This window comes from Rathayibacter caricis DSM 15933 (assembly GCF_003044275.1).
GTDB lineage: Bacteria > Actinomycetota > Actinomycetes > Actinomycetales > Microbacteriaceae > Rathayibacter > Rathayibacter caricis.
This window is the reverse complement of sequence record NZ_PZPL01000001.1, coordinates 3,084,433-3,103,236: the sequence shown is the minus strand read 5'-3', so window position 1 is coordinate 3,103,236 and position 18,804 is coordinate 3,084,433. Positions and strand designations below refer to the sequence as shown.

Below are 18,804 nucleotides of genomic sequence, written 5' to 3'. Positions count from 1 at the left end.
CCGGGCGATGCCGGTGCGGTAGCGTCCGGGCATGGTGTCCTTCGCCGACAAGCCGATCCTCCCCGTCGTCACCGCGGAGGAGTGGGAGGCGTACCTGTCGGACTCCCCGGATCCCGGCGGGGTGCGTCTGAAGCTGCGCAAGAAGGCGGCGGTCGATCCCGGTCTGACCTACGCCGAGGCCCTCGACGTGGCGCTCTGCCACGGCTGGATCGACGGGCAGGCCGGCGCGTTCGACGAGCAGTTCACGCTGCAGGCCTTCACCCCGCGTCGCCGGGCCAGTCCGTGGTCGCAGGTGAACCGCGAGCACGTCGCCCGGTTGATCGAAGAGGGCCGGATGCGCCCCGCCGGACTCGCGGAGATCGAGCGCGCCAAGGCGGACGGCCGCTGGGACGCGGCGTACCGGCAGAAGGGCGCGGAGGTGCCTCCGGACCTGCTGGCGGCCCTGGAGGCCGACCCGGAGGCGGCGGCGTTCTTCGCGACCGTGGGCGGGCAGAAGCGCTTCGCGTTCCTCTTCCGCCTGCAGCAGTTGAAGCGGCCGGAGTCGCGCGAGCGCCGGATCCGCGAGTACGTGGGCCTGCTCCGGGAGGGTCGGACGCTCACTTAGGCGGCGTCAGTGGCGCACGGGCCAGGCGCCGTCGGCGACGAAGGCCTCGTCGCGGACGCGGCGCATGTACTCCTGGAACGACTCGGCCTGGTCGCGGCACCAGTCGATCTGCAGCGCGTGCAGGGCGTCGGCGCCCACTCCGAGCTCGTCGGCGAAGGCGCGGCCGAGCGCCTGGGCGACCCTGCCCGCCGCGACGGCGTCGGCTCCGGCGTCGTGGGCGTCGGTGAGGCTCACTCCGTAGTGCTCGGCGGCGAGGGTGAGGGTGCGCTTGCCCTTGCGGTAGCGGTCGACGGCCTTGTCGATGACGAGGGGATCGACGACCGGGCTCGGATCGATCAGGACCGGCACACCCCAGCGTCGCGCCTCGTGGGCGAGCAGCGAGAGATCGTAGGGGGCGTTGTAGACGACGACCGGGATGCCGCGGGCGAGCAGGGAGCGGAGCGCCTCGGACACCTCGGCGACGACCTCGCCCGCCGGGCGGCCGTGCTCGCGCGCGTGCTCGGTGCTGATGCCGTGCACGGCGCTGGCCCCCGCGGGGATCTCGACTCCCGGATCGGCGAGCCACGTGGTGCCCTCGATCGCCTCTCCGTCGGCTCCGATCACTCCGACGTGCGCGGTCACGATGCGGCTCGTGCGGACGTCGATGCCCGTGGTCTCGAGATCGAAGACGGCGAGGAGGTCGAACCAGGGCGCGCCCTCGGCGGGCGCGAGCTCGGCGGGTACCGGAGCGGCGCGAGCCTCGTCGGACGGGAGGGCCTCGAACGCGCCGTCGTCGAACAGGGTCGGCTCGGTCGTTGCGGTGATGCTCACGCGGACAGCCTAAACGGGGCCTCCGACATCGGTCGGAGGCCCCGCGGCGTGCTCACGAGTGGTTCATCGGTCGTGGTCCGCTTTCGCGACGTGCAGCCAGAAGAAGCCCTGCGTGCCGAGGGTCATCGTGAGGGTGCCGTCCGCCGAGAAGCCGGGGAAGCGTCCGCCGCCGAACAGGTCGCTCAGCGCGGAGCCGGGGTTCTCGGGGTCGGTGATGGTCACCGACACCGGGTTGTGGTTGAAGCTGAAGACGCACAGCACCTCCTCGGGCTGGTCGCCCATGGCGGAGCCGGACCCGGCGTAGTCGCGCACGAAGGCGAGCACCGACTCGTGGTCCGTCTCGAGCACCCGCATCGAGCCGAGGCCGAAGGCCGGGTGGCCGCGGCGCACGTGCAGCACGTTCCGCATCCAGTGCAGGAGCGAGCGGGACTGCGCGAGCTGAGCCTCCACATTCACCTGGTTGTAGTGGTAGACGAGCGACTGCACGATGGGCTGCACGAGCTTGCCGGGGTCGGCGGCCGAGAAGCCGGCGTTGCGGTCGGGTGTCCACTGCATCGGCGTGCGGGAGGCGTCGCGGTCGTTGAGCCAGATGTTGTCGCCCATCCCGATCTCGTCGCCGTAGTAGAGGAACGGGCTGCCCGCGAGCGAGAAGAGGAGGGCGTTGATCAGCTCGAGCTCGGCGCGGGAGTTGTCGAGCAGCGGTGCGAGGCGACGCCGGATGCCGATGTTGGAGCGCATCCGCGGGTCGTAGGCGTACCAGCCGTACATCGCCTGGCGGTACTCCTCCGAGACCATCTCGAGCGTGAGCTCGTCGTGGTTGCGCAGGAACACGCCCCACGCGGCTCCGGTGGGGATGTCGAAGGTCTCGGAGAGGACCTTCTTCAGCTCGTTCGCCGTCTGCGCGCGAAGGGAGTAGAAGATGCGCGGCATGACCGGGAAGTCGAAGGCCATGTGGCACTCCGGCTCCTCCTCGGTGCCGAAGAACGCGGCGACCTCGCGCGGCCACTGGTTCGCCTCCGCGATCAGGATGCGGCCCGGGTAGTCCCGGTCGACCATCTGGCGGAGGTTCTTGATGAAGTCGTGGGTGGGCGGCTCGCCCTCGCCGTTGCCCTCGTCGGACTCGTAGAGGTAGGGGATCGCGTCCAGCCGGATGCCGTCGACGCCGAGGTCGAGCCAGAACTTCACCACGTCGTGGATCGCCTCGCGGACGGCCGGGTTCTCGAAGTTGAGGTCAGGCTGGTGCGAGAAGAAGCGGTGGAAGTAGAACTGCCGGCGCTCGGAGTCGAACGCCCAGTTCGAGTCCTCGGTGTCGACGAAGATGATGCGGATGTCGGGGTAGCGGTCGTCGGTGTCGTTCCAGACGTAGAAGTCGCCGTACGGGCCCTCGGGGTCCGACCGCGACTGCTGGAACCACTCGTGCTGGTCGCTCGTGTGGTTGAGCGGGAAGTCCATGACGATGCGCATGTTGCGCTCGTGCGCCTTGCGGACCAGGTCGCGGAAGTCCTCCATCGTGCCGAACTCGGGGAGGATCGCCTTGAAGTCCGAGACGTCGTAGCCGCCGTCGCGCAGCGGCGACATGTAGAAGGGCGGCAGCCAGAGCGCGTCGATGCCGAGCCACTGCAGGTAGTCGAGCTTGGAGGCCAGTCCGTTGATGTCCCCGGCGCCGTCCCCGTTCGAGTCGTAGTACGACCGGATCATGACCTCGTAGAACACCGCACGGCGGTACCACTGGGGATCGAGGGCGAGTCCGGGGAGTTGGATCGGCGACGTGAAGCTCACGGTGCTCCTTCTGCTGCTGCCTGAGCGGATGACCGTCACGGAGGACGGGGCGATGCGTCGCGAAGCGAGCGCGTCCTCATGCTCCCGGCTCGGATCGCGGCCACGCAAGGCGTTGCGGCGAGAAGTTCGGGCGGTCTTGCCTACGATGGGGACCGAGATGACCGTCGCTTCGCCCTACGCCGCCGACCTCGGACGACTCCCGATCCGGGAGGCCGCCGCGGCCGTCCCGGGGGCGTCCACCGCCTACTGGAGCTACGGCTCGGACGACGCGGCGACGGTGATCGTGCTCGTGCACGGCTTCCGCGGCGAGCACCACGGTCTGGAGCCGGTGATCGCCCGTCTGCTCGGGGGAGGGGCGGACGTCCGCGTCATCGCTCCGGACCTGCCGGGATTCGGCGCGTCCCCGCCCATGACGGCGCACGCGCACGACGTGGAGGGCTACGCGGCCTGGCTGGGTGAGTTCCTGGACGTGCTCGGGCTCCGCGGCGAGGCCGTGGTGCTCGGTCACTCCTTCGGCTCGATCGTGGCCGCGGCGGCCGTCGCGTCGGGGCTGCCGACTCCGCTGCTCGTGCTCGTCAATCCGATCGCGGCTCCGGCCCTCGCCGGCCCTCGGGGAGTGCTGACGCGGCTCGCGGTGCTCTACTACCGGCTCGGAGCGGTGCTGCCGCGGACTCTCGGGTACCGGCTGCTGCGCGATCCGCGGATCGTGCGCGTGATGAGCCTGTCGATGGTGAAGACGAAGGACGCCGGTCTTCGGCGCTTCGTGCACGACCAGCACGACCGCTACTTCAGCGCCTTCGCGTCGCGCGACACGGTCCTGGAGGCGTTCCGCGCCTCGGTCTCGCACGACGTGAGCGAGTACGCCCAGCGCCTGGCGGTGCCGACGCTGCTGATCGCGGCGGCGCAGGACGACATCACGCCGCTCGCCGCGCAGCACCGCCTGCTCGCGGCGCTCCCGCACGCCCGGCTGCACGTGATCGACGGGGTCGGCCACCTCATCCACTACGAGACGCCGGACGAGGCCGCCGCGGTGCTCCGCCGCGCCCTCGAGGAGGGGATCGACCGATGAGGATCGTCGTCGACTGCCGCTACACCCGGCTCGAGCGCCACGACGGCATCAGCCGCTACACCTCCGAGCTCGTCCGCGAGCTCTCGGCTCTGCACGACGTGACGATGCTGATCAGCGACCGCCGCCAGCTCGCGCTGCTGCCCGACCTGCCGTGGGAGAAGGTGACGTCGCCGACCGGTCCGTTCGAGCCGTTCGTGGCGCTCCTCGTGAACCGGCTGAAGCCGGACGTGGTCTTCTCGCCGATGCAGACCATGGGGTCGCTCGGACGCCGCTACCGCCTGGTGCTGACCGTGCACGACCTCATCTACTACCGCCACCGCACGCCCCCGCGCGATCTGCCGCTGCCCGTCCGCGGGCTGTGGCGCCTCTACCACCTGTCCTGGTGGCCGCAGCGCCGACTGCTGCAGCGGGCCGACGCCGTGGTGACGGTGTCGGAGACCACCCGCGAGCTGATCCGGGAGCACCGCCTGACGACCCGTCCGGTCGTGGTGGTGCCGAATGCGGCGGGCGACCCCGACGAGGCGAGCGCCGCGCTGGCCGCGTCGCTGCCCGACCGCTCCGACGCCCGCTCGCTCGTGTACATGGGCTCCTACATGCCCTACAAGAACGTCGAGACGCTGGCCCGCGCGATGCGGCTCCTGCCCGACTACGAGCTCCACCTGATGAGCCGGGCGAGCGACGAGACGGTCGAGACGCTGCGCTCGCTCGCCCCGACGGCGAAGCTGGTGTTCCACCAGGGCGCGGACGACGCCACGTACCGGTCGGTGCTCGCGCGCGCGACCGCCCTCGTCAGCGCGAGCCGCGACGAGGGCTTCGGGATCCCGCTGGTCGAGGCGATGGCGCTCGGCACCCCCGTCGTCGTCAGCGACATCCCGATCTTCCGCGAGATCGGCGGGGACGCCGCGGTCCTGGTGGATCCGGGCAGTGCGAAGGACGTGGCGCGCGGAGTCCGCTCGCTCGAGGATGCGGCGGTATGGACGGAGCGTTCGGAGCGGTCGCGCGAGCGCGCGGCGGCGTACTCGTGGCGCGACTCCGCCCGGGTGCTCTACGAGCTGCTGACCTCGCTCGACAGGCCCTAGGGAGCGGCGGGGCTGAGGACGTCGTCGAGATCGGCGTCCACGACCACCACGTCACCGGAGTCGTCGAAGGCGACGATCCGCAGGGCGCCGTCGACGATCGCGAAGTCGTGCCGCGACCCGTTGCCGACGGTGATCCCCTGCGGCGGCAGCGCGTCCTCGCTGAGCGAGCGGAGGAGGCTGCCGATGACGGCGCCGTGCGTCGCCACGATCACCCGCTGGTCGGGGAAGCGCTCCGCGACCTCGAGCAGCGCCTCCGTCGCCCGTGCGACCACCTCGGCGCGGGTCTCGCAGCCGGGGATGCGCTCACCCTCGATGCCGCCGGGGAAGAGGGCGCGGAGGTCGTCCCCGGTCATGCCCTCGGCCTCGCCGTAGGCGCGCTCGGCCAGCCCGGGCACGACGAGCGGCTCGTCGAGGCCCAGACCCCGGGCGATGACGGCACCCGTCTGGTAGGCGCGCTGCAGCGGACTCGCGACGACCGCGTCCCACTCCCGCTCGCCGAGGATCCGCGCGGCCGCCCGCGCCTGCGAACGGCCGGTGTCGTTCAGCGGGATGTCGCTCGCTCCCTGGATGCGGCGCGCCGCGTTCCAGTCGGTCTGGCCGTGGCGGACGAGGGTGAGCTGGGTCACGGGAGCCTCTCGAGGTGCGGGGAGGGGAGGATGCCCGGGTCAGCGGGCGGGGAGGCGGTCGGCGAGGATCCGCAGGACCTCGCTCGTGCCGCCGTCGATCTTGATCGCGGCGCGGCCGTCGCCCTTGGTCGTGCCGCGGTTGACGATGACGATCGGCATCTTGCCGCGGCGGGCGATCTCGAGGAAGCGGATGCCGGAGTTGACGACGAGGGAGGAGCCGGCCACGAGGAGGGCGTCGGCGCCGGCGACGATGGCGCGCGCCTCCTGGAACCGCTCGGTGGGGATGAACTCGCCGAAGAACACGATGTCGGGCTTGAGGATCCCGCCGCAGACGGTGCAGTCGGGCACGGTCATCGCCGAGACGTCGTGCACCTCGGCGTCTCCGTCGGGGTTGAGGGAGGAGACGTCCGGGTCGTCGAGCCAGGGGTTCGCCTCGGCGATCCGGTCGGCCACGGCGTCGCGGGCGAAGTACTGCCCGCAGGTCATGCAGCGGACGCGGTCGGCGGAGCCGTGCAGGTCGACGACTCGGCGGGATCCGGCGCGGACGTGCAGCCCGTCGACGTTCTGGGTGACGACTCCGGTCAGGACGCCCCGCTCCTCGAGTCGGGCCAGGGCGCGGTGCCCGTCGTTGGGGAGCGTGCTCGTGAAGCGCCGCCAGCCGATCTGGCTGCCGGCCCAGTACCGCTTGCGGTAGTCGGGGTCGGCGACGAACTGCGAGTAGGTCATCGGGGTGCGCACCGGCGCGCCGGCTCCGCGGTAGTCCGGGATGCCGGAGTCGGTGCTGACGCCCGCGCCGGTGACGGCGGCGATGCGCCGCCCGGTGAGGAGTTCGACGGCCTGCTCGATCGCGTCGGCACGGGTGCCGTCCTCGACCGGTGTCGGACTCGACTCCATCCGCGCCTCCCGTCGGTGATCCCTCCGCGTGCGCGGCGGGCCCGTCTCGAAGTCTAGAGCGCCGCGGTGCCCGAGGGCTGTGAAGAGGGGATCGCCGTCGCGTGCGCGGCATCCCGTTCGACAGGCCCTAGGGTGCCGGGATGCCGATCGTGCACATCGCGGACCTCGACCACCCCCTCCTCGCCGACTACCACCGGCTGACGGACGTCGCCCTGCGGCGGGTGCTGGAGCCGGAGGGCGGGCTCTACATCGCGGAGTCGGCCAAGGTGATCGGCCGGGCCCTGGACGCCGGGCACCGCCCGCGCTCGGTCCTGGTGCAGGAGAAGCGGCTCGGGGACGCGGCGGACGTGCTCGAGCGCTTCCCCGAGGTCCCGGTGTTCGTGGCGCCCGACGAGACCATCGAGGAGCTGACCGGGTTCCACCTGCACCGCGGGGCGCTGGCCTCGATGCACCGGCCCGTGCTGCCCACCGTGACGGAGCTGCTCGCGGACGCCCGCCTCGTCGTGATCCTCGAGGACCTCGTCGACCACACGAACGTCGGCGCGGTGTTCCGCGCGGCCGCCGGGATGGGGGCGGACGCCGTCCTCGTGACGCCGCGGTGCGCGGATCCGCTCTACCGCCGCAGCGTGCGGGTCAGCATGGGCACGGTGCTGCAGGTGCCGTGGACCAGGACGCCGGAGTGGGGGCCGGCGCGGGACGAGCTGCTCGCCTCCGGGTTCTCGATCGCGGCACTCGCTCTGGCGCCGGACGCGGTGCCGCTGGACGTCTACGCCGCCCGGCGCCCCGAGCGCGTGGCGATCGTGCTCGGAGCAGAAGGGGACGGGTTGAGCCGGGCCGCTCTCGACGCGGCGGACACCGTGGTCACGATCCCGATGCTGCACGGGGTCGACTCGCTGAACGTGGCGTCCGCCGGAGCGGTGGCGCTCTGGGCGCTGACGCGCGCGGCCGCACCCTCCGAGGATCGGGCGGACACCGCGCCTACGATGACGGGGTGAGCTCCCCGACGCGACCCGACGACTCGCCGATCGACGTGCTCGGAGCGGTCCTGCCGGAGCAGCCTGCCGGCCCTCCGCCCCGTCGGCGCCGCGTCGGTGCGATCATCGGGGGCGCGCTCGCCGTCGTCCTGGTCGGCGCGGGCGGCGCCTACTCCGCGACCGCGGCGAGCGCCGAGCTGCCCGTCGCGACCGCCCTCGTGGCGCAGACGCCCGGGGCGACGACGGAGGCTCCGGTGCTCGCCTGGCCGGCGTACGGCTCCGGGGCGATCGGAGCAGTCGGATTCGACGACGCCGAGCAGGACGGCGTGCTCGCGAGCTACGGCTCGACCGAGCCCGTGCCCACCGGGAGCATCGCGAAGGTCGTGACGGCGCTGGTGATCCTCGCCGCGCGGCCGATCGCCGACGGGACCGACGGCGCGGACATCACCTTCACCAGTGCCGACGTCGGCCACTACACCGACTCGCTGGCCGAGAACGGCTCCGTCGCGCCCGTCTCCGCGGGCCTCGAGCTGACGCAGCGCGAGGCGCTGACGGTGCTGATGCTGCCGTCCGCGAACAACTACTCGAAGTCCCTCGCGATCTGGGCCTTCGGCTCGGAGGAGGCGTACCTCGCCGCCGCGCGCACCTGGCTCGACCAGCAGGGGCTGACGCGCACGGTCGTCACCGACACGAGCGGGCTCTCGCCCGACACCGTGAGCACCACCTCCGACATGGTGCGCCTGGGCGAGCTGCTCGTCGCTGATCCGGTGCTGGCGCCGATCGTCGCCCTGCCCCGCGCGGACGTCCCCGGGGTGGGCGTGGTGCAGAACACCAACACGCTCCTCGGGCGCGGGGGAGTGGACGGGATCAAGACGGGGACGACGGACGAGGCGGGATCGTGCCTCCTGTTCTCGGTGGACACCGTCGTCGAGGGCGAGCCGGTGACGCTCGTCGGCGTCGTCGTGGGCGCGCGGACGCATCCGCAGCTCGCCTCGGACATCCTGACCCTGCTGCCGAGCGTCGAGGCGGGGTTCCGCACGGTACCGCTGACGACCGAGGGGCAGGACTTCGGCTCGTACACGAGCCTCTGGGGCGAGTCGGCCGTGGCCGAGACCCCCGAGGCGCGGTCGGTGCTGACCTGGGGAGCGGTCACGACCTCGACGACGGTCGAGCTCGATCCGCTCGAGACGGTGGCCGACGGAGCGGGCGTCGGGACCGCGACCGTGAGCGTCAACGGCACGCCCTACGAGCTGCCCCTCGTCGCGGACGGATCGATCGAGGATCCGGGGTTCGGCTGGCGCGCCTCGCACCCGGCGGAGCTGCTCGGCTAGTCGGAGCCGGTGGGCTAGCGCTCAGTCGCCCTCGACGACGATGCGGACGCCGGCCGTCGCGATGTCGGCGGCGACCTCCTCGGGCGTCGCGTTGCCCGGCGCCGCGGTGCCCGGTGCGGAGGGGGCGGGCTGCGCGCGCTCGGCGTCGGCACGGTAGGGCTCCGCGGACGGGCGCTTGGCCGTGATGAAGTCGCCCGAGGACTGGTGGCGCACGCGCCGCAGCACCCACGGCACGAGGTACTCGCGCGCCCACTTCACGTCCTCGGTGCGCGCCGCGCGCCAGGTCGGCGTGGGCAGCGGCTCCGGAGCGAGCGGCCGGAGCGAGTTCTCGACGGCGAGCGCCTCGAGAACCATGCGGGCGACCTCGTGGTGCCCGTGCGGGTTGAGGTGCAGGCGGTCGGGCGCCCACATCCGCACGTCCTGGATCTCCTGCAGCGACCACTGGTCGGCGACGATGCAGTCGTAGCGCTTGGCGAGCGCGCGCAGGTTCTCGTTGTAGATCGCGACCTTGCCGCGGATGCGCCCGAAGACGGGGGAGAAGCCGACGTCGACGCCGGTGAAGAGCACGACCGTCGCGTCGTCCGCGCGCAGCCGCTCCAGGCCCGACTCGAAGCGCGCGGCGATGTCGTCCGGGTCGGTGCCCGGGCGGATCACGTCGTTGCCGCCCGCGGAGATCGTGATGAGGTCCGGGCGCAGCTCCAGCGCCGGCTCGACCTGCTCGTCGAGGATCTGCTGGAGCAGCTTCCCGCGGACGGCCAGGTTCGCGTAGGCGAAGTCGTCGACCTGGCTGCCCAGCACCTCGGCGACGCGGTCGGCCCATCCGCGGTGACCGCCGGGGCTGGCGGGCTCGGGATCGCCGATCCCCTCGGTGAACGAATCGCCCAGGGCGACGTAGCGGGACCACGGATGACGCTGCTCGACCATCCCTCCATTCTGCTCCGCGACGCGGTGAGCCGGATCCGTCGCGCGGACGATCGCGACACGCCCAGGCCACGCCCGGTGCGGCGCCCGATCGCGCGGACCCGGCCCCCGCGTCGGTGGCGTCGGCTACCGTTGGCGCACGTGAACAGTCCCTCGAGCTTCGGTCATCAGGTCGGCACCTCCGCTGCGGAGCACCTGTCCCCGTCGTTCCCGGGCCGAGCTCCGTGGGGCACGGCGAACAAGCTGCGGGCCTGGCAGGCGGAGGCGCTCGAGGCGTACTTCCAGACCGAGCCGCGCGACTTCCTCGCCGCTGCGACCCCCGGCGCGGGCAAGACGACCTTCGCCCTCCGGCTCGCGGCCGAGCTGCTGCACAACCGCACCGTCGACCGCATCACCGTGGTCGCTCCGACCGAGCACCTCAAGCGCCAGTGGGCCGAGGCCGCGCACCGCGTCGGCATCCGCCTGGACCCCACCTTCACGAACCGGATGGGGCGCCACGCCCGGCACTACCACGGCGTCGCCGTCACCTACGCGCAGATCGCGGTGCGCCCGGAGCTCCACCGCGAGCTCACCCTCTCGGGGCGCTCGCTCGTGATCCTCGACGAGGTGCACCACGGCGGCGACGCGCTCAGCTGGGGCGACGCGATCCGCGAGGCGTTCGAGCCCGCCGTGCGGCGCCTGTCGCTGACCGGGACGCCGTTCCGCTCGGACACGGCGCCGATCCCGTTCGTCAGCTACCTGCCCGACGAGGAGGGCATCCGCACCTCGCTGACCGATTACGCCTACGGGTACGGCCGCGCCCTGGCCGACGGCGTCGTCCGCCCGGTGCTCTTCATGGTGTACGCGGGTCAGATGCGCTGGAAGTCGAAGGCCGGCGACGAGATGGAGGCGCGGCTCGGCGAGGGCAACACGAAGGACATCACCTCTCAGGCGTGGCGCACGGCGCTGGACCCCAAGGGCGACTGGATCCCGTCGGTGCTGCGCGCCGCCAACACGCGCCTCAGCGAGGTGCGCCGCGCGATCCCCGACGCCGGCGGGCTGGTGATCGCGACCGACCACTACGCCGCCCGCGCCTATGCCGCGATGCTGCGCGAGATCAGCGGTGAGCCCGTCACCGTCGTCCTCTCGGACGAGAAGGAGGCGAGCGACCGGATCGAGGAGTTCTCGAAGGACACCAGCCGGTGGATGGTCGCCGTGCGGATGGTGTCGGAGGGCGTGGACGTGCCGCGGCTGGCCGTGGGCGTCTACGCGACGTCGGCGTCGACTCCGCTGTTCTTCGCGCAGGCGATCGGCCGCTTCGTGCGGGCCCGGCGCCGCGGCGAGACCGCGTCGATCTTCCTCCCGAACGTGCCGGGGCTGCTCGCGCTCGCGAGCTCGATGGAGCAGCAGCGCGACCACGCGCTCGACCGGAAGAGCTCGGACGACGAGGAGTACCCCGAGGCCGACCTGATGGCCGACGCCGAGCGGCAGGAGAAGGCGTCCTCCGATCTGCTCGAGGAGGGGCGGTTCGAGTCGCTCGGCTCCGCCGCGACCTTCGACCGGGTCGTCTACGAGGGCGCCGAGTTCGGCATGGAGGTCGAGGTCGAGAGCGAGGAGGAGCTCGACTTCATCGGCCTCCCCGGGCTCCTCGAGCCCGACCAGGTGCGCGAGCTCCTGCAGCACCGGCAGCAGCGGCAGGCGAAGCGCGCCGGCACCCGCCCGGGCGCCGCGGCAGCTCCGGAGGCGAAGGAGAGCGAGATCCCCGCGCCGCTCTACCGCACCCTCAAGGAGCAGCGGAGCCTCCTGAACTCGCTCGTCGGGCTGTGGGCGCGCAACACGGGGGAGACCCACGGCCAGGTGCACACCGAGCTGCGGCGGCTCTGCGGCGGGCCGGCCGTCGCCCAGGCCAGCGTCACCCAGCTGCAGGCGCGCATCGACCTGCTGCGGCGGAGGATCGGCTCGCACTGAGCGCGACGGGGCGATAGCCGATCGGCCCGGCGCGGCGCCAGCCCCTCCGGCGGGATCGGCGCCGCCCGTACTGTTCGAGACGTGACCTCGCCGCTCCTCCCGCTCGTCGCGATGCGCCCGCTCGTTGCACTCGAGGACGGCGCCCGGTGACCCCCGCCGACGAGCGGCTCCCGGGTGAGCGGGAGGAGCCCCTCGCTAAGGTGGGCAGTCGGTCCGTCGCGAAGGTGATGGACCATCACCCCCGACGTCGGGCATCCGCGGACCGAACGACGGCCTCATCCGGATCGCCCGAGACCACACCCCAGAGGAGTCTCGTGGAGACCTGGCCCGGAACCGCCTACCCCTTGGGCGCCACTTTCGACGGAAGCGGCACGAACTTCGCTCTCTTCAGCGAGGTCGCCGAGCGCGTCGAGCTCTGCCTGTTCGACGACGACGGCACCGAGACGCGCGTCGACGTGCTCGAATCGGACGCCTACGTCTGGCACTGCTACCTGCCGCAGGTGCAGCCCGGCCAGAAGTACGGCTACCGCATCCACGGCCCGTACGACCCGGCCGCAGGGCAGCGCTGCAACCCGAACAAGCTGCTGCTCGACCCCTACGCGAAGGCCGTCTCGGGCGAGATCGACTGGGACCAGTCGCTCTTCTCGTACACCTTCGGCGACCCGGACTCGACGAACGACGAGGACTCGGCGCCGCACATGATGATGGGCGTCGTCATCAACCCGTTCTTCGACTGGGCGGGGGACCGCCGTCCGCGCATCTCCTACGACCGCACGGTCATCTACGAGGCGCACGTGAAGGGGCTCACGAAGAGCCACCCCGACATCCCGGAGGAGCTGCGCGGCACGTACGCGGGCGTCGCGCACCCCGCGGTCATCGCGCACCTCAAGCACCTGGGCATCACGGCGATCGAGCTGATGCCGGTGCACCAGTTCGTCAACGACTCGACCCTGATCGAGAAGGGCCTCTCGAACTACTGGGGCTACAACACGATCGGCTTCTTCGCACCGCAGAACACCTACTCGTCCACGGGTGACCAGGGCCAGCAGGTCCAGGAGTTCAAGAGCATGGTGCGCGCGCTGCACGCGGCCGGCATCGAGGTCATCCTCGACGTGGTCTACAACCACACCGCCGAAGGGAACCACCTCGGCCCGTCGCTCTCGTTCCGCGGCATCGACAACGAGGCGTACTACCGGCTCGTCGACGACGACAAGCGCTACTACATGGACTACACCGGGACCGGGAACACCCTCAACGTCCGGCACCCCCACTCGCTGCAGCTGATCATGGACTCGCTGCGCTACTGGGTGACCGAGATGCGCGTCGACGGCTTCCGCTTCGACCTCGCCTCGGCGCTCGCCCGCGAGTTCTACGACGTCGACCGGCTCTCGACCTTCTTCGAGCTCGTGCAGCAGGATCCGGTGGTCTCGCAGGTCAAGCTCATCGCCGAGCCGTGGGATGTCGGACCCGGCGGCTACCAGGTCGGCAACTTCCCGCCGCAGTGGACGGAGTGGAACGGCAAGTACCGCGACACGGTCCGCGACTTCTGGCGCGGCGAGCCGTCGACGCTGGGCGAGTTCGCCTCACGGCTGACCGGATCGGCCGACCTGTACGCGCGCTCCGGTCGCCGCCCGGTCGCCTCGATCAACTTCGTGACGGCCCACGACGGGTTCACCCTGCGCGACCTCGTCTCGTACAACGAGAAGCACAACGACGCCAACGGCGAGGACAACAACGACGGGGAGTCGCACAACCGCTCCTGGAACCACGGAGTCGAGGGGCCGACGGACGACCCGAAGGTCCTGGGCCTCCGCGCCCGGCAGCAGCGCAACTTCCTGGCGACCATGCTCATCTCGCAGGGCGTGCCGATGATCCTGCACGGCGACGAGCTGGGCCGCTCGCAGAACGGCAACAACAACACCTACGCCCAGGACAGCGAGCTGACCTGGATCGACTGGTCGACCGCGGATCGCCCGCTGCTGGAGTTCACGGCCGCGCTGATCCGCCTGCGCGCCGAGCATCCCACGTTCCGCCGCGGCCGCTTCTTCGACGGCCGGCCCGTCGTCCGCGGCTCGGAGGAGCCCCTGCCCGACATCGTCTGGTTCAAGGCCGACGGCACGGAGATGTCGCCGGAGGACTGGGACTCGGGCCTGGGCCGCTCGGTCGGCATCTACCTCAACGGCAACGGGATCCGCGAGCGCGACGAGCGCGGACTGCCCGTGACGGACGACAGCTTCCTCCTCTACTTCAACGCCGACGACGTCGACGTGGAGTTCTCGGTGCCCAGCGACGAGTACGCCGCGCTGTGGAGCGTGCTCGTGGACACCGCGGGCGCCGAGGCGGACTCGATCCCGCGTCCGGCCGGCGCGATGCTGACGGTGCAGGCCAAGTCGCTCGTGATCCTCCAGGAGCACAGCGCCCCGGAGCCGGAGGTGGACCACTCGGTGGCCGCCTCGCTGGCCTCGCTGGCCGCGACCTCCGCGATCCCGATCATCGCCTCCACCAGCCCCCACTCGGAGTCGACCGACTCCGCGACCGCCTCTTCGACAGGAGCCTGACGTGCGACTGCCCGCTTCGACCTACCGACTCCAGATCCGCTCCGGCTTCGATCTCGACGAGGCGGCGCAGGTCGCCGATTACGTGCGCTCCCTGGGCGCCGACTGGCTCTACTTCTCGCCGTTGCTGACGGCGGAGCCGGGCTCCGACCACGGCTACGACGTCGTCGACCACTCGCAGGTCGACCCGGCCCGCGGCGGCGGCGAGGGACTGGCCCACGCCTCCGCTGCGGCGAAGGCCGAGGGCTTGGGCGTGCTCATCGACATCGTGCCGAACCACATGGGCGTCGCGACGCCGAGTGAGAACTCGTGGTGGTGGGACCTCCTGAAGAACGGGACGTCCTCGCGCTACGCGTCCGCGTTCGACGTCGACTGGGAGGCGGGCGGCGGGAAGCTGCGCGTGCCGATCCTGGGCGACGGCGCGAGCGAGGGCGACAGCGACAGCGAGCTCGACGCGCTCGAGGTCGTCGGCGACGAGTTGCACTACTACGAGAACCGCCTGCCGATCGCTCCGGGGACGGCGCATCCCGGCGACTCCGGACGCACGGTGCACGCGCGGCAGAGCTACGAGCTCGTCAACTGGCGGCGCGCGGACGCCGAGCTGAACTACCGCCGCTTCTTCGCGGTGAACACCCTCGCCGCCATCACGGTCGAGCGTCCCGAGGTGTTCGACGCCTCGCACGCCGAGATCGTGCGCTGGTTCACCGAGGGGCTCGCGGACGGCCTCCGGGTGGACCACCCCGACGGACTCGCCGACCCGGGCGGGTACCTCGACGACCTCGCCCGCGCCATCGGCGGGGCACCGGTCTGGGTCGAGAAGATCCTCGAGGGCGACGAGGCGCTGCCCGCGCACTGGGCGACCGTCGGGACCACCGGCTACGACGCCCTCGCGGACATCGACCGGATCCTCGTGGACCCGGAGGCGCGGAGCGTGCTCGAAGGACTGGACGCCGAGCTCGGCCACGGCGGACCGCCGGTCGTCTGGGCCGACCTCATCCACGACACGAAGCGCGGCATCGCCGACGGGATCCTGCGCTCCGAGGTGCTCCGCCTCGCGCGGCTGATCCCCTCGGTGGACGGGGCGGACGACGCTCTCGCCGAGCTGCTCGCGACCTTCCCGGTCTATCGCAGCTACCTGCCCTACGGCGCCGAGCACCTGGAGCACGCCCGCCTCGACGCGGTGCGGCGCCGACCCGAGATCGCCGACACGATCGACCGGGTCGCCGCGCTGCTCGGCGAGACCGGCACCGCCGTCTCCGTCCGGTTCCAGCAGACCTCCGGCATGGTGATGGCGAAGGGCGTCGAGGACACGGCGTTCTACCGCTACAGCCGGCTCACGTCGCTCAACGAGGTCGGGGCCGACCCGGACGAGTTCGCGATCGACCTCGAGGAGTTCCACCGCCGGCAGGGCGTGCGGCAGTCCTCGTTCCCCGCCTCGCTCACGACCCTCTCGACGCACGACACGAAGCGCGGGGAGGACACCCGCGCCAGGATCACCGCGCTGGCGGAGGAGCCCGAGGTCTGGGCCGAGACTCTGCGCTCGCTGCACTCGCTCGTCGGCTTCGGCGACGGTCCCGTCGAGCACCTCCTCTGGGAGGCGATCGTCGGATCCTGGCCCGCGTCGCGGGAGCGGCTGCACGCGTACGCCGAGAAGGCGTCGCGCGAAGCCGGCAGCTCGACGACGTGGACCGCGCCCGACGAGGCGTTCGAGGAGCGGATGCACGCCGCCGTGGACGCCGCCTTCGACGACTCCCGCGTGCGGAGCCTGATCGAGGGGACCGTCGCCCGGGTGAAGGGGATCGGCTGGTCGAACAGCCTCTCGGCGAAGCTCGTGCAGCTGACCGCCCCCGGGACCCCCGACGTCTACCAGGGGAGCGAGCTGTGGGAGACCTCGCTCGTGGACCCCGACAACCGCCGCCCGGTCGACTTCGCCGAGCGCCGCGCGCTGCTCGAGCGGATCGACGGCGGCTGGCTGCCGCCGATCGACGAGGAGGGGGCCGCCAAGCTGCTCGTCACCTCGCGCGCGCTGCGGCTGCGCCGCGACCGGCCGGAGCTGTTCACCCGCTACGCGCCGGTCTCGGCGATCGGCGAGGCGGCCGAGCACGCCGTCGCCTTCGACCGGGGCGGCGCCCTGACGGTCGCGACGCGGCTCCCGCACCGGCTGGTCGAGGCCGGCGGCTGGGGCGGCACCGTCGTCGTGCTGCCGGGCCACCCGGTCGAGGATCTGCTCACCGGACGGACCTTCGCCGGTGGGGTCACCCCCGTCGCGGAGATCCTCGGCGGCGGCCTCCCCGTCGCCCTGCTCGTCCCGGTCGTCTGACCGTCCGGCCGGGCCCCCGCGGCCCGGCCGGCTCCGTTCCCGCTCGCACGACACCGTCAGGAGATCTCCGTGATCAGCACGACTCCCTACCGCTACGCCCTCGCCACCGCCGGACCCGACCGCTTCGACGTCTGGGCGCCCACCGCCTCCGCCGTCGAGCTGGTGCTCGGCGGCGGGGACTCCGTCCCGATGACGCCCACCGGGTCGGAGGGGTGGTGGCGGGTCTCCGGCTCCGTCCCGTCGGGCGACGTCGACTACGGCTACCGCGTCGACGGCTCCGGGCCCTTCCCGGACCCGCGCTCGCGCCGTCAGCCCGAGGGTGTGCACGAGCTGTCGCGCACCTTCGATCCGAGCGCGTACGCCTGGCAGGACGTGGCCTGGACCGGGCGCCAGCTGGCCGGAGCGGTCATCTACGAGCTGCACATCGGCACCTTCACCCCGGAGGGCACGCTGGACGCCGCGGCCGGGAAGCTCGACCATCTGCGCTCGCTGGGGGTCGACTTCATCGAGATCCTGCCGGTGAACGCGGTGAACGGCACGCACAACTGGGGCTACGACGGAGTGCTGTGGTACGCCGTGCACGAGCCGTACGGCGGACCGGAGGCGTACCAGCGCTTCGTGGACGCCGCGCACCGCGCCGGCATGGGGATCGTGCAGGACGTGGTCTACAACCACCTCGGCCCGAGCGGGAACTACCTGCCGGAGTTCGGCCCGTACCTCAAGAACGAGAAGGCCAACACCTGGGGCAGCTCGGTGAACCTCGACGGCGAGGGCTCGGACGTCGTCCGCGGCTACATCATCGACAACGCCCTGATGTGGCTGCGCGACTACCACGTCGACGCGCTGCGCCTGGACGCGGTCCACGCCCTCTCGGACGAGCGCGCGGTGCACGTGCTCGAGGAACTGGCGTCGGAGGTCGCGGTGCTCTCGGCTCACGTCGGCCGACCGCTGACCCTCATCGCCGAGTCCGACCTCAACGACCCGACGCTGATCACCCCGCGCGAGGCGGGCGGCTACGGTCTCGACGCGCAGTGGAGCGACGACTTCCACCACGCGGTCCACGTCGCACTGACCGGGGAGACCACCGGGTACTACGAGGACTTCGCTCCGCTCGGCGCTCTCGAGAAGGTGCTCACGCGCGGGTTCTTCCACGACGGCACGCTCTCGACGTTCCGGGGACGTCACCACGGTCGTCCGATCGAGACCGAGCGGATGCCCGCCTGGCGTCTCGTGGTCTGCAGCCAGAACCACGATCAGATCGGCAACCGCGCCATCGGCGACCGCCTGACGGCCACTCTCGACGAGGGGCGGCTGGCGATCGCTGCGGCGCTGACCCTGCTCGGCCCGTTCACTCCCATGCTCTTCATGGGCGAGGAGTGGGCCGCGTCCACCCCGTGGCAGTTCTTCACCTCGCACCCCGAGAAGGACCTGGGCGAGGCGACGGCGAAGGGCCGGATCGAGGAGTTCGCGAAGATGGGCTGGGACCCCGAGGTCGTGCCCGACCCGCAGGACCCCGAGACCTTCAGTCGCTCGCGCCTGGACTGGTCCGAGGCGGAGGAGGGGCGCCACGCCCGGATCCTCGGCGTGTACCGGGAGCTCGCGGCGCTGCGCCGCCGCTTCCCCGAGCTGACCGATCCGCGCTTCGGCTCCCTCGTCGTCGAGTTCGACGAGGAGCAGCGCTGGCTGACGCTCGGACGCGGTCGGGTGACCATCGCGATCAACGTGGGCGAGGCGGCGGCCCGGGTGCCCCTGCCCGAGGTGGCGGAGTCGCTGCTCGGCGTCGGCGAGTACGCCGTGCAGCCCGGTGACACCGAGGTCGATCTCGGCGCCTCGTCGCTGCTGATCACGCTCACGACCACGGACTGACCCCGATCGCTCGGAGAGGGACGGCTCGC

At 71.9% G+C, this 18,804-nt stretch carries 14 protein-coding genes; 9 read left to right on the top strand and 5 right to left on the bottom strand.

The window, feature by feature from the left end; all coding sequences use genetic code 11:
• The first annotated feature begins 31 nt into the window (after positions 1-31).
• Positions 32-604 carry a YdeI/OmpD-associated family protein gene (locus C1I63_RS14435; protein WP_107575229.1) on the top strand — a complete coding sequence of 191 codons (573 nt, stop codon included), beginning with the start codon at positions 32-34 and terminating at the stop codon, positions 602-604.
• 6 nt (positions 605-610) lie between these two features.
• Here the strand turns inward: C1I63_RS14435 and C1I63_RS14430 are convergent, their stop codons facing one another.
• Together C1I63_RS14430 and treS are read right to left on the bottom strand one after the other, a co-directional pair.
• Positions 611-1,414: a 3'-5' exonuclease gene (locus C1I63_RS14430; RefSeq protein ID WP_280523127.1), complete on the bottom strand. Its 804-nt coding sequence runs from the start codon at positions 1,412-1,414 to the stop codon at positions 611-613.
• Between the two features lie 63 nt (positions 1,415-1,477).
• Positions 1,478-3,193, bottom strand: coding sequence for a maltose alpha-D-glucosyltransferase (gene treS, locus C1I63_RS14425; protein ID WP_055792044.1), 1,716 nt, complete (start codon positions 3,191-3,193; stop codon positions 1,478-1,480).
• A 157-nt stretch (positions 3,194-3,350) separates the two neighbouring features.
• On the opposite strand from treS, the gene C1I63_RS14420 reads away from it, so the two are divergent.
• Positions 3,351-4,262, top strand: a complete 912-nt coding sequence (locus tag C1I63_RS14420; protein WP_107575228.1) for an alpha/beta fold hydrolase — start codon at positions 3,351-3,353, stop codon at positions 4,260-4,262.
• Entirely contained in the window at positions 4,259-5,341 is a 1,083-nt protein-coding gene (locus C1I63_RS14415) for a glycosyltransferase family 4 protein (RefSeq protein ID WP_107575227.1), read from the top strand. Before C1I63_RS14420 ends, C1I63_RS14415 begins: the two co-directional genes overlap by 4 nt.
• Here C1I63_RS14415 and C1I63_RS14410 read toward each other — a convergent pair.
• Positions 5,338-5,967 carry a histidine phosphatase family protein gene (locus tag C1I63_RS14410; protein ID WP_107575226.1) on the bottom strand — a complete coding sequence of 210 codons (630 nt, stop codon included), beginning with the start codon at positions 5,965-5,967 and terminating at the stop codon, positions 5,338-5,340. The genes C1I63_RS14415 and C1I63_RS14410 overlap by 4 nt on opposite strands.
• A 39-nt stretch (positions 5,968-6,006) precedes the next feature.
• Entirely contained in the window at positions 6,007-6,861 is an 855-nt protein-coding gene (locus tag C1I63_RS14405) for a Sir2 family NAD-dependent protein deacetylase (RefSeq protein ID WP_107575225.1), read from the bottom strand.
• Positions 6,862-7,001: 140 nt separating this feature from the next.
• On the opposite strand from C1I63_RS14405, the gene C1I63_RS14400 reads away from it, so the two are divergent.
• Together C1I63_RS14400 and C1I63_RS14395 are read left to right on the top strand one after the other, a co-directional pair.
• Entirely contained in the window at positions 7,002-7,856 is an 855-nt protein-coding gene (locus tag C1I63_RS14400) for a TrmH family RNA methyltransferase (RefSeq protein WP_107575224.1), read from the top strand.
• A complete protein-coding gene (locus tag C1I63_RS14395; protein WP_170116394.1) occupies positions 7,853-9,166 on the top strand; it encodes a D-alanyl-D-alanine carboxypeptidase family protein in 1,314 nt (437 codons plus the stop codon). Before C1I63_RS14400 ends, C1I63_RS14395 begins: the two co-directional genes overlap by 4 nt.
• Positions 9,167-9,187: 21 nt before the next feature.
• Here C1I63_RS14395 and C1I63_RS14390 read toward each other — a convergent pair whose 3' ends face one another.
• Positions 9,188-10,090 carry an SGNH/GDSL hydrolase family protein gene (locus C1I63_RS14390; protein WP_107575222.1) on the bottom strand — a complete coding sequence of 301 codons (903 nt, stop codon included), beginning with the start codon at positions 10,088-10,090 and terminating at the stop codon, positions 9,188-9,190.
• Positions 10,091-10,228: 138 nt separating this feature from the next.
• Here C1I63_RS14390 and C1I63_RS14385 point away from each other — a divergent pair, with 138 nt between their 5' ends.
• From C1I63_RS14385 to treZ, 4 genes are all read left to right on the top strand, one after another.
• Positions 10,229-12,034 (top strand): DEAD/DEAH box helicase, encoded by a 1,806-nt coding sequence (locus C1I63_RS14385; RefSeq protein ID WP_230670567.1) that lies wholly within the window; start codon positions 10,229-10,231, stop codon positions 12,032-12,034.
• 314 nt (positions 12,035-12,348) lie between these two features.
• Positions 12,349-14,592: a glycogen debranching protein GlgX gene (gene glgX / locus C1I63_RS14380; RefSeq protein ID WP_055792061.1), complete on the top strand. Its 2,244-nt coding sequence runs from the start codon at positions 12,349-12,351 to the stop codon at positions 14,590-14,592.
• 1 nt (position 14,593) lies between these two features.
• Positions 14,594-16,909 (top strand): malto-oligosyltrehalose synthase, encoded by a 2,316-nt coding sequence (treY, locus tag C1I63_RS14375; RefSeq protein ID WP_107575220.1) that lies wholly within the window; start codon positions 14,594-14,596, stop codon positions 16,907-16,909.
• Between the two features lie 69 nt (positions 16,910-16,978).
• Positions 16,979-18,775 (top strand): malto-oligosyltrehalose trehalohydrolase, encoded by a 1,797-nt coding sequence (gene treZ, locus C1I63_RS14370; RefSeq protein WP_244907095.1) that lies wholly within the window; start codon positions 16,979-16,981, stop codon positions 18,773-18,775.
• Positions 18,776-18,804: the final 29 nt, after the last annotated feature.

Coding starts and splice junctions, on each gene's coding strand:
- C1I63_RS14415 (WP_107575227.1), top strand. CDS start 4,259: ATGAGGATCGTCGTCGACTGCCGCTACACCCGGCTCGAGCGCCACGAC.
- C1I63_RS14405 (WP_107575225.1), bottom strand. CDS start 6,861: ATGGAGTCGAGTCCGACACCGGTCGAGGACGGCACCCGTGCCGACGCG.
- C1I63_RS14400 (WP_107575224.1), top strand. CDS start 7,002: ATGCCGATCGTGCACATCGCGGACCTCGACCACCCCCTCCTCGCCGAC.
- C1I63_RS14420 (WP_107575228.1), top strand. CDS start 3,351: ATGACCGTCGCTTCGCCCTACGCCGCCGACCTCGGACGACTCCCGATC.
- C1I63_RS14435 (WP_107575229.1), top strand. CDS start 32: ATGGTGTCCTTCGCCGACAAGCCGATCCTCCCCGTCGTCACCGCGGAG.
- C1I63_RS14390 (WP_107575222.1), bottom strand. CDS start 10,090: ATGGTCGAGCAGCGTCATCCGTGGTCCCGCTACGTCGCCCTGGGCGAT.